This window comes from Shewanella sp. HL-SH5, assembly GCF_051163755.1.
GTDB classification, from domain to species: domain Bacteria; phylum Pseudomonadota; class Gammaproteobacteria; order Enterobacterales; family Shewanellaceae; genus Shewanella; species Shewanella glacialimarina.
Window position 1 is genome coordinate 3,481,670 of the sequence record NZ_CP195038.1, and the last position, 11,458, is coordinate 3,493,127.

At 41.2% G+C, this 11,458-nt stretch carries 9 protein-coding genes and 3 tRNA genes; 7 read left to right on the plus strand and 5 right to left on the minus strand.

The window, feature by feature from the left end:
* Window positions 1-288: 288 nt before the first annotated feature.
* The 5 genes from ACRWQM_RS15180 to orn form a co-directional block, all read right to left on the minus strand.
* On the minus strand, window positions 289-1,056 hold the full coding sequence (locus ACRWQM_RS15180) for an EAL domain-containing protein (RefSeq protein ID WP_434930522.1): 768 nt from the start codon (window positions 1,054-1,056) through the stop codon (window positions 289-291).
* Window positions 1,057-1,836: 780 nt separating this feature from the next.
* Window positions 1,837-1,912 (minus strand) — tRNA-Gly (locus tag ACRWQM_RS15185).
* A gap of 31 nt (window positions 1,913-1,943) precedes the next feature.
* Window positions 1,944-2,019: transfer RNA gene (locus ACRWQM_RS15190), tRNA-Gly, on the minus strand.
* Window positions 2,020-2,050: 31 nt separating this feature from the next.
* Window positions 2,051-2,126, minus strand: a tRNA-Gly gene (locus ACRWQM_RS15195).
* 203 nt (window positions 2,127-2,329) lie between these two features.
* A complete protein-coding gene (orn, locus tag ACRWQM_RS15200) occupies window positions 2,330-2,875 on the minus strand; it encodes an oligoribonuclease (RefSeq protein ID WP_226411230.1) in 546 nt (181 codons plus the stop codon).
* Between the two features lie 113 nt (window positions 2,876-2,988).
* On the opposite strand from orn, the gene rsgA reads away from it, so the two are divergent.
* The 7 genes from rsgA (at window position 2,989) to ACRWQM_RS15235 (ending at window position 11,352) form a co-directional block, all read left to right on the plus strand.
* Window positions 2,989-4,059 (plus strand): small ribosomal subunit biogenesis GTPase RsgA, encoded by a 1,071-nt coding sequence (gene rsgA / locus ACRWQM_RS15205; RefSeq protein WP_226411232.1) that lies wholly within the window; start codon window positions 2,989-2,991, stop codon window positions 4,057-4,059.
* Between the two features lie 97 nt (window positions 4,060-4,156).
* Complete coding sequence (gene asd, locus ACRWQM_RS15210; RefSeq protein ID WP_226411233.1) at window positions 4,157-5,023, plus strand: archaetidylserine decarboxylase; 867 nt, start codon at window positions 4,157-4,159, stop codon at window positions 5,021-5,023.
* A 9-nt stretch (window positions 5,024-5,032) separates the two neighbouring features.
* Entirely contained in the window at window positions 5,033-5,905 is an 873-nt protein-coding gene (locus ACRWQM_RS15215; RefSeq protein WP_434930523.1) for a DMT family transporter, read from the plus strand.
* 82 nt (window positions 5,906-5,987) lie between these two features.
* Window positions 5,988-6,707: a glycerophosphodiester phosphodiesterase gene (locus tag ACRWQM_RS15220; protein ID WP_434930524.1), complete on the plus strand. Its 720-nt coding sequence runs from the start codon at window positions 5,988-5,990 to the stop codon at window positions 6,705-6,707.
* 134 nt (window positions 6,708-6,841) lie between these two features.
* Entirely contained in the window at window positions 6,842-7,564 is a 723-nt protein-coding gene (locus ACRWQM_RS15225; RefSeq protein WP_434930525.1) for an ABC transporter ATP-binding protein, read from the plus strand.
* Between the two features lie 6 nt (window positions 7,565-7,570).
* Entirely contained in the window at window positions 7,571-10,171 is a 2,601-nt protein-coding gene (locus ACRWQM_RS15230; RefSeq protein WP_434930526.1) for an FtsX-like permease family protein, read from the plus strand.
* Window positions 10,171-11,352, plus strand: coding sequence for a lipocalin-like domain-containing protein (locus tag ACRWQM_RS15235; RefSeq protein WP_434928245.1), 1,182 nt, complete (start codon window positions 10,171-10,173; stop codon window positions 11,350-11,352). The genes ACRWQM_RS15230 and ACRWQM_RS15235 overlap by 1 nt, the downstream gene beginning before the upstream one ends.
* Window positions 11,353-11,458: the final 106 nt, after the last annotated feature.

An 11,458-nucleotide genomic window follows, 5' to 3' on the forward strand; every position in this document is an offset into this window, starting at 1 on the left:
CATATTTTTGATTGTTTGATGTTTTTATATTAGGGATTAATGAAGAAATGCGTGCTGGATCACTTAACGGAATTGAGGAAGATTTTAGGAGTATTGATGTCTTACTCAACATGGGGGTGATTGGGATATCTATGGGCCCCATCGATCGTGGATACTGTTTTTGGCGATATCAAAATTTAGCGATATCAAAAATAAGGCATAATTTATAATAGGGCTAGTGTATATTTGGAACTCAGCGCTGTAAAAAAAGCGCTTATGTTAACCGTTGAAAATGTCTATATTCAACATTCAAAACATGTCGAATTTCACTTCAGGTAAACACTTGAATCCAGGTTGCGCAAACAGGTAGCCTTGCATTAGTTTAACACCAGCCTCTTTAAGAAACAGATATTCTTCCTTCGTTTCAATACCTTCAGCTAAAGGCGTAATGTTTAGTTCAGTAAGTAAATTTAAAGTATTTGTCACAATTGACTGACGCACTTTATCTTTATCTATATTTCGAATTAATGCCATATCTAGTTTTACAATATCAGTCTGAAAATCTGCCAATAAATTAAGACCTGAGTAGCCAGAGCCAAAATCGTCTGTGGCGGTTTTAAAACCAAGCTTTTGGTAGTATTCAACAATTTCCTTTAAATGTTTGCTATCTTCAACTTTTTCAACTTCTGTGAATTCAAACATAATGTTTTCTGTTGGAAAATTATACTTTTTAGCGGCGTCTAAGGTCGTTCGAATGCAGCGCTCTGGGTTATAAATCGCATTAGGTAAAAAATTGATGCTTAGCATCGAGCTTATGTTTAACTCCGACGCTAAAGCGATCGCTTTGATACGACAAAGCTGATCGAAAACATACCGATTGTCAGCAGTAACCTGAGACAAAATGGCATATGCTGACTCATTATTAATCCCTCTAACTAATGCTTCATAGCCATAAATCCTTTGCGTGCTACAGTCAATAATTGGTTGAAAGGCCATAGTAAAATCAAAGTCTAAATTATTATCCTTCGCACAATTAGTACATAGCGATCGTTCAGTGTTGATCGACTCTATATTCATTAGACAACCTTTTTATTTTTTAATTAGTTTAAGATTAGTATGCCATGAAAACATACGCAATATTTGCATAAATAGAATACACACATTCAATCGAACAACACCCATACTTCTATGAGTAGCATTATTATATTTATTTGACTAGGCCTTTAACAGGAGTTGGACAGAAGAGTTGGCTCCTTCTTGTATTTATTGGAAGTTATTCGTATAAACGACTACTTTTTTTAGCCCGAGTGATGTGAAAAGATACTTGCCCTTTCACTCGGTCAACTGAGCTAATATCGCATTTCAAATTAGATATTTAAACTGAGAAAGTGATTTTGCAGCGACCCTCTCTTCATAAGGAATGGTTCTAACTGATAACCTATACCTTGGCAAACATAAAGGTATCGTAATTTTATAAATCGCAACTGGGCTAATCTTTATTGCTATTTTGATGATGTAAAGGGGGAAGGTTTATAAGGAGGTAAGTGATTTTGGAGCGACCCTCTCTTCATAAGGAGTGGTTCGAACTGATGACCTATACCTTGGCAAGGTATCGCAATTTTTAAAATCGCAACTGAGCTAATTTTTATTAGCTATTTTGATGATGTAAAGTGGGAAAGTTTTTAAGGAGGTATGTGATTTTGGAGCGACCCTCTCTTCATAAGGAGTGGTTCGAACTGATGACCTATACCTTGGCAAACAAAAAGGTATCGCAATTTTTAAAATCGCAACTGAGCTAATTTTTATTGCTATTTTGATGATGTAAAAGGGGAAGGTTTATAAGGAGGTAAGTGATTTTGGAGCGACATATCAGGTTCGAACTGATGACCTATACCTTGGCAAGGTATCGCTCTACCAACTGAGCTAATGTCGCATATCAAAAATCATTTTGTAAATTTAGATTTTGGAGCGACATATCAGGTTCGAACTGATGACCTATACCTTGGCAAGGTATCGCTCTACCAACTGAGCTAATGTCGCATATCAAAAATCATTTTGTAAATTCAGATTTTGGAGCGACATATCAGGTTCGAACTGATGACCTATACCTTGGCAAGGTATCGCTCTACCAACTGAGCTAATGTCGCTTACTATTTGCTTCATTTATAACAATCAGCAAGGTATCGTCTTTCTACCTAAACCAACTGAGCTAATGTCGCTTAATTTCAAATTCCTACTTTCTATGACTCAGAGCTTAACACTCTGTAGAAAGTTGAGGCCGCATTATAGGTAATATTTAATATGCTGCAACCCCTTTTTGCACTCTTTTTGCAAAAACTGAATCGTTTGGTTAAATTTTAAATACCTGACCACGATAATACTGCAATTCAGCAATAGATTCTTTGATGTCTTCTAATGCTTGATGGGTATTCTTTTTTGTAAAGCCATTCATAGTTTCAGGGCTCCAACGACGGACTAATTCTTTAATGGTGCTGACATCGACATTGCGGTAATGGAAATAGTCTTCAAGCTCTAACATATACTTGTTCAAAAAACGGCGATCTTGGCCAATGCTATTACCGCACATAGGTGATGCGCCCTTAGGTACATAATGAGATAAAAACTCAATCGTTTGATCAATCGCATCTTGCTCACTGTGTTTACTGGCTTTAACCCGATCAATTAGACCTGACTCACCATGATGTTTTTGATTCCAATCATCCATTCCCGCTAGCACTTCATCGGTTTGATATATGGCTAAAACAGGTCCTTGGGCAATGATATTTAAATCTTGATCCGTCACTAAAGTGGCAATTTCAATAATTCTATCGACTTCAGGCTCAAGCCCTGTCATTTCAAGATCAACCCAAATCAAATTTTTCGCATCTGCAGCCATATCGTTCGCCTTATTCTATCTATTGCCCTAATTTCAGGCATTTTTATTTCATTGCGTGTATCATAATCCTTTTAAGACACAAAAAAATACCTTTAATTGATGAAGATCTCTCTGTGAGTAAAAAGAAACCCCTAAGCCAAGGCCAATTAAGGCGCATGCGTGCAAATCAATCAAAACGATTAAATCGCACCGATTCAGCCAGCGACAGTGCTGATATTCAAGATCATTTATTAACACCTGAACAAGCCGGTGTGGTGATATCTCGTTTTGGTCAACATGCTGATATTGAAACCCAAGACGGCATTATCACCCGCTGCAATATTCGCCGCGCGGTCACCAGTTTAGTTACAGGTGACAAGGTTATTGTACGTTTAGCCACTGAAGTGCAATCAAACGCCAACATTGGCGGTATTGTTGAGGCTGTTCATCCGCGAAAATCGTCCCTCACTCGCCCTGATTTATATGACGGCGTGAAAATTATTGCGGCCAATATTGATCAAATTCTAATTGTGTCATCGGTATTACCTAGCTTTACGACCCAAATTATTGATCGCTATCTGGTGGCCTGTGAAGACACTGATATTGCACCGGTTATTGTGCTAAACAAAATCGATTTATTGAATGATGAAAACCGCCCTGAGATTGAACAAGCCTTAGCCCGCTATCGCGACATTGGTTACCAAGTGTATCAACTGAGTAGTCATACAGGTGAAGGCATTGCAGATCTTAAAGACTTACTAAAAGATAAAGTCAGTGTGTTTGCAGGACAATCTGGCGTCGGTAAATCATCGGTCATTAATGCATTAATGCCTGAAGCTGACTTACTTATCGGCGATGTGTCTGGTAATTCTGGTTTAGGTCAACACACTACTACAACCGCAAAATTATTACACTTTGCCAGTGGCGGCGATTTAATCGACTCTCCGGGTGTGCGTGAGTTTGCTCTATGGCATTTAGATGCTCAACGAGTGGGATGGTGTTTTATTGAATTTAGAGAGTTTTTAGGCACTTGTAAGTTTAGAGACTGCAAACATGGGGACGACCCCGGATGTGCGCTACAAACGGCTTTAAAAGAAGGCAAAATTACCCAAGACAGGTTTTATAACTATAACCGTATTATTGCTAGCCTTGATGAACAGCGACATGCACGACACTTTCGTGCCATTGATGATATTTCGAAATAATGAATGTCGACGTTAATTTAGCGAAACATGTTTAAGTCACTTAATTTACTAACACATATTCATCGTACAAAACTAATAAAAAAGTAAGGAAATAAAATTGGACTCATTAAAAATTGCTTTGCAATACATCATGCCAAAACATTTTTTATCACGCTTAGTCGGTAAGTTTGCAGCAGCAGAAGCTGGGGTACTGACTACCGTATTTATTAAGTGGTTCATTAATCAATACAAAATTGACATGTCAGAAGCAGCTAAAAGTGAGCCTGAAGCTTACAACACCTTTAATGCCTTTTTTACCCGTGAATTAAAACAAGGTTTACGCCCAATAAACCAAGACGCAACCATCATGGCGCACCCAGTTGATGGTGCGGTTAGCCAATGTGGCCCAATTGAATCTGGCAACATATTCCAGGCAAAGGGGCATAGTTACACTTCGCAAGCTTTACTCGGTGGTGATAAAGCCGATGCCGACCGTTTTGACGGCGGTGATTTTGCCACTATTTACCTTGCACCAAAAGACTATCACCGTATTCATATGCCGATTACCGGCACCTTGTCTAAAATGACTTATGTACCAGGCGACTTGTTTTCAGTTAACCCACTCACCGCGCAAAATGTGCCAGGGCTTTTTGCCCGCAATGAACGTGTGGTCGCTATTTTTGAAACTGAAATAGGCCCATTAGCCATGGTATTAGTTGGCGCAACGATTGTAGCTAGCATTGAAACCATTTGGGCTGGCACAGTAACACCGCCCGGTGGCAAGCAGGTCTTTAGTTGGGATTATCCAACCACAGGCCCTAAAGCATTAACATTAGAGAAAGGCGCTGAAATGGGCCGCTTTAAGTTAGGCAGTACTGTGGTGATGTTATTTGCCCAAGATGCCATTGATACCTTCGCTGATGGCGTAGAACCTGGCGAAGTGACTCGTTTAGGTCAAGCGTTTGCAAACATTAACCTTAAATAGCGATTAAAAGTGCCTACCACTCAACCTCGCTCGGGGTTAGTTGAAGTACATCTAGCCGTATTACTGTTTGGTGGTACGGCGCTTTTTTCTAAGCTTATTCCGCTAAGTGCGCTTAACATTACCTTTTTACGCTGTATCGTCGCAGCCTTTGTTCTGGCCTTACTGGTAAAGGCCAGCAAGCAAACCCTCAAATTACGTCATAGCAAAGATTACCTTATTGCCATTTTACTCGGTGTTCTCGTGAGTTGTCATTGGGTAACGTATTTTGCCGCGATGCAATTATCATCTGTTGCCATTGGTATGATTGCCTTCTTCACTTATCCTGTGATGACAGTGTTAGTCGAACCTTTAATCAACCGCACCCAACTTAAATGGGTCGATGTAGTTTCCGGCTTAGCCGTATTGATTGGGGTCATTTTATTAATCCCCGAACCTAATCTTGATAATGACATTACCTTAGGCATTTTAGTCGGCGTGTTGTCTGCGGCGTTATTCACCGCCCGTAACCTGCTACATAAACGTTACTTCACAGGCTACAGTGGCCCGCATGCGATGTTTTATCAAACTTTAGTTGCAGTGATGTTTTTAAGCCCATGGCAAGATGTCAGTATGGCAGATCTTAATCAGCACACAGTAGGATTGGTTATTCTGTTAGGAGTGGTATTTACCGCTGCGCCGCATGCTTTATTCACTACTGCGCTGCGGTATTTAAGTGCTAAAACGGTCGGGTTAGTATCCTGTTTACAGCCATTTTATGGCGCGATATTGGCTTTAATTGTGTTGGGTGAGCAGTTAAGTACACAAACCTTAATCGGCGGAGCAATTATTGTGGCAACGGCATTATTTGAAACTCAACAAAGCCATAAGAAAAACAAACTTTAACCTTTCAATACTAGCCATATCTTTGTAATTGGGGCAAATTAACACCATTGTATTGTGCTTACCACCAACCAGAGAACGTACCATGCTTATATTTGCCCACCGTGGGGCCAGTGGTTATCATCCCGAAAACACTTTGATTGCAATGCAAGCAGCATTGGATTTAGGTGTAGAAGCGATAGAACTCGATGTCCATAATGTTGAAGGGCAATTGGTGGTGTTTCATGATCGTCGCTTAGAGGGTAAGTCTAACGGTCACGGTCTTATCCGCCAATCTACATTAAATCAATTAGCTAAGCTTAATGTTAAACACCAACCTATACCCACTTTATGGCAGGTGCTTGAACTGATTAAAGGCCGCTGCATCGTCAATATTGAGCTAAAAGGCGATAATACTGTACCGCCACTGCTGGCTTTATACCCTCAGGCTATTTCACTATTAGGCTTCAAACCCGAACAGCTATTAATGAGCTCATTCAATCATCCCTACCTTGCCCAAATCAAACAAGCATTACCCACGGCTTACGTGGCACCGCTATTGGGTGGGATCCCGCTCGATTTAGCCAAAATCGTCACAGATTTACAAGCATACTCTGCGCATATAGATTTGAGTTTTATCAGCCAAGCATTAATCGATGACGCCCACCAGCGTGGCGCTAAAGTGTATGTTTATACGGTGGATAACCCTGATGACATTCGTGCCTTAAAAACGATTGGCGTTGACGGAGTATTCAGTAATTACCCAGACAAGGCCAAAGCCGCACTGGCTGAACCCAATGGCAATTATGCAGGTTGGTTTGAATAGTGATCCTTATAAAATAACAACTGCTAATGAAAAAGGCCATCAAGACTAAATTGATACGCTGATCGTCAGCACCAAAAAGGACGTATTGCTTTAGACTGATATCGCACCTAAAGCGCTACAGCACAGGGATAAAAATGAGCATTATTGTTGCACTTAAAAATATCAACAAAGGTTTTAAAGACGGCGGCACATTTCATCAAGTACTTGATGACGTCAGCCTGACGTTAAGCCAAGGGCAAACAGTGGCATTAACTGGCCCTAGTGGCAGTGGTAAAAGCACTCTGCTAAACATTATTGCCGGTTTTGAAACCCTAGACTCAGGTCATTTATCATTAGCATCATCACCGGATATCCTTCGCGCACAAAATCTTAATAACACGACAGACTGGCAAGATGCACACTGGAGCCTATACCGTAGACAATGTTTAGGTGTGGTATTTCAGCAATTTAATTTACTCACCCCATTGAATGTCAAAGATAATATCAGTTTTGCATTAGCGTTAAATAATCAATCTTGGAATGTTTGGTGTGATGAATTATGCCAGCAACTTGGGCTCACTGAATTACTCTCCAGACCGGTTGAAACCTTATCCGGCGGTCAACAACAACGTGTCGCTATAGCTAGGGCATTGGCACATAAACCACAACTTTTGCTCGCTGACGAGCCCACCGGAAACCTTGATGAACAAGCTGGCATGCAGGTAATGTCATTATTAACTGAACTGGCAAAGCAAGCTAATACTTGTATATTAATGGTGACCCACAGCGAACAATGCGCTCGATTTATGCAAACCCGTTGGCATTTACAGCAAGGCCATATTGTTGAAACCCATGCAACTCAGAGCCTCACGGTATAATTGCTTATGACACTTTCATTGTCCCTTATTAAGCGCTGCCTAGTGGTTTTCAGCCGCCATTATCGCCAAGCCCCTATTCAAGCCAGCGCTATTTTACTCGGTATTATGCTGGCGGTAACCTTACTGATAGGCGTTAAAGCCACTAATGAGAATGCTAAACAAAGCTATGGTGAAACAACCGAATTATTGAGCCAACGCGCCAGTTTTTACCTTACTGATAAAGATCAAACTGGGATCGATGAAGCCGCTTATTTTGCCTTACGCCAAGCTGGTATTCCGGCACTAGCGGTCATTGAAGGCATAGCAAGTGATCCACAAGGGCGATCATGGAAGGTCAATGGCAGTGACATTATGGCGGCTGTGTCAATGCAACCTCACCAAGATGACCAGTCATCAAAGGCCAAGCAAACAACACCCGCCATTCCATTACAGCGCTTATTAGCCGGTTATCCTAGCGTAGTAATATCTGACAATCTTATCGAAAGAATAAATGCACTGACCCAAGGGCAGCTCATTTTAAATGATATTCCAGTAGAGCTTATTCCAATAGAAGCCAGTCTCGGTTTGGGTAATAGCATGTTGACGGATATTTCTTTTGCGCAACAATTATTAGATATGCCCGGTAAGTTAAGTTATATCGCCATCTTTTTTCCGCTTGATAAATCACCATCGGTTATCGACTCGCAGCGAACTCAAATCATTGCCGCTTTAGAACAGGCTGGATTTGATAGTCGCCAGGTACTCATAGACAATCAAGATGATGGAGAGTCTCTTAGTGCACTCACAGCAAGCTTTCATTTAAATTTAGACGCTATGAGTATGTTGGCATTTGTTGTCGGGTTATTTATTGCTTACAACGGCGTGCGCTACAGCCTAATGAAACGGCAAAGGCTGTTTATTCAGTTACTGCAAATGGGTGTAGGTCGTCATAACTTACTCATCGCGCTGATTATTGAAATTATCTGTTTGGTGATTGTCGGCAGTATTATCGGTTTTATCATTGGACTGCAATTATCCCAGTGGTTACAACCTATGGTCGCGATGACATTAGAACAAATATATGGCGCAAAATTACTGCCCGGTTTATGGCAATGGCAATGGTTCGCACAAGGATTAGGGTTAACTTTAGTTGCCTCGCTTGGAGCATGTTGGCCATTGTTATTACAATTGTCACGTATGTCCTTAGCGCAGGGTGCACAACGCCAAGCACAGTTAATACCTTATGAAAAACTGTTTAAACAACAGGCGTTAACCGCCTGTATATTATTAGCAAGTAGCGCGATACTGTTTAATTTTACCTCTCAATATAAGCACAGTTTGATATTGCTCGGTATTGTTACCATTGCCATTCCGTTATTGTTACCCATGACAATCAGCATTGGCGTGAGATTACTATTACCTTTAATGCCAAAAGGTCTATGGCAATATGTGGTAGCAGAAACAAAAGAGATTATCGCGCCATTATCATTGGCGATGATGGCTATATTGCTGGCCCTTTGCGCCAATATTTCAATGAACACCTTAGTCGGCAGTTTTGAAGTCACCTTAAAACAATGGCTAGATGCCCGACTTCATGCCGATTTATATATCCGGCCTAATCCGAATGCGCTACTGGATGTTAATGCTTTTCTGGATGCCGAGCCCAAGGTGACTGCTGTTTATAAACAATGGCAGACAGAAGCTAAATTGCAACGCGATCAATCTAACCTTAGCAACATAATTCCAATTAATCTGGTCAGTCGCGATTTTTACTCGATTAAAAACACCACTGTATTTAAATCGCCAGACAATTTAGATGAGTCATTTTGGAGCGAATTTGAGCAGGGTAAAAACGTCTTCATCAGCGAGCCATTATCGATAAAATATCAACTTAATATCGGTGATAAAATCAATATTGATAAACTGAGCAAGACTACTAATAACTTATTATCAACACCCGTTGCACAGACCAATAGCGAGATGTTCACTATTGGCGGCATTTATTTTGATTATGGCAACCCCATGGGCGAGCTGATCATTTCACCCTATTTATGGCAACACTATCATTTACCGCCCAACCCCATAAGTTTGGCTGTGGATTACCAAGGCGATAATGAGCTACTTCAGCAAGCATTGATCAGTCAACAAGGACTTTCATCGGCCAGTATGTATAGTCAACAACGTATCAAAGATGAAGCGATTAAAATGTTCACCAAAACCTTCTCAATCACAGTAGTGCTTAATAGTCTGACATTGCTGGTCGCAGCCATTGGATTGTTCAGTGCTTGCATGATGCTAACTCAGGCAAGGCTAGCGCCATTAGCGCGTTTGTATGCTTTGGGGGTGAGTCGCAAACAGCTCAGAATCATGGTGACATCACAAATGATGTTAATTGTATTACTAACCTGCTTACTCGCCCTGCCAATGGGGGCAATATTAGGCTACTTATTGATTAATAAAGTCACCTTGCAAGCTTTTGGTTGGACGATTGCCATGATATGGGATTGGCAAGCTTACAGCAGAGTGGTGATGATTGCGATGCTAAGCTGCTTAGTTTCAGTAGCATTGCCGCTATATTGGCAAACCCGTAAACCGCTGATCAGCAGCTTGCAGCAGGAGACATTATAATGCGTTGCTCAAATAGCAAGTTAACAAAAATGCTGCTAACCACTTTTACGCTTATGTTACTGGGATGTCAGCCTAGTACTGAATCATCAGAAGGTACCAGTAAACCCGCTACGGGGATATCGATGGGTAAGCTTTTGGCCGCCGATGAAACCTTACTGCAATACAGCCAGGTTAGTCCCGCCAATACACTTGAATTTCCACAGGATCATCAACCCCATGAAGGTTACAGGATTGAGTGGTGGTATATTACGGCCAACTTAACCACTCAAAATGGCGAAGCCATTGGTATTCAATGGACTCAATTTCGCAGCGCATTAAGCCCACCGACTCCACCTAAGGCTCAATCTACTGATCTACATAACAATATATCACCTAAACAGTCTCCTTGGGCGACCAATCAAATGTTTATGGCCCATGCTGCGCTAACCAGTAAAAGTGAGCATTACAGCGCAGAGAAGTTCTCCCGCAGTCATCCACAATTTGCACAGGTATCCGCCAATCCGTTTGCAATTTACTTAGATAATTGGCGTTGGCAAAGTCATAACAACAGCCCATTTCCCGCCAGCTTAAATGTTGAAAGTGAGCAGTTTAGTTACCAATTGAGTTTAGACAGCCAAAGCCCATGGCAATTACAGGGTGAACAAGGGTTGAGCATTAAAAGTGCTGACGGTAAAGTCGCCTCCCACTATTACAGCCAACCTTATATAAACGTATCAGGCACAATTAACCGTAACGGTAAAACTGACATGGTCAGCGGCCAAGCCTGGTTAGACAGAGAGTGGAGCTCACAGCTATTAACAGATAGTCAGCAAGGTTGGGACTGGTTTTCTATTCGACTTGATAAAAAACAGACTTTAATGATGTTTAGATTAAGAGGTGAACAACCACAGGATAGTTTTTACAGCGCTAGACTTATGCTGGCTGATGGCAGTGGCCGTAACATTACCAGTGCAAGTCATCCCAATGACATCAGTATGCAACCTATCACTTGGCATACCAGCAAAAATACGCGCTACCCCACGGGCTGGAAAATTGATATTGAAAGCGAAAACATTCATATCACCACCCAAGCACTTAATCCCAATAGTGAAATGTTGTTGTCGACAACGTATTGGGAAGGCCCTATACAAATCGAAGGCACGCACTCAGGTGTGGGCTATATGGAATTAACCGGGTATTAATACCGAAGCTCATATTGTTAGACCAACAGCACAAACACTCCTTGATGAGTACGTTGATTTAATTAAGCCTAACCAAATGCGACAACATCTGGGTTAAATCTTGGTG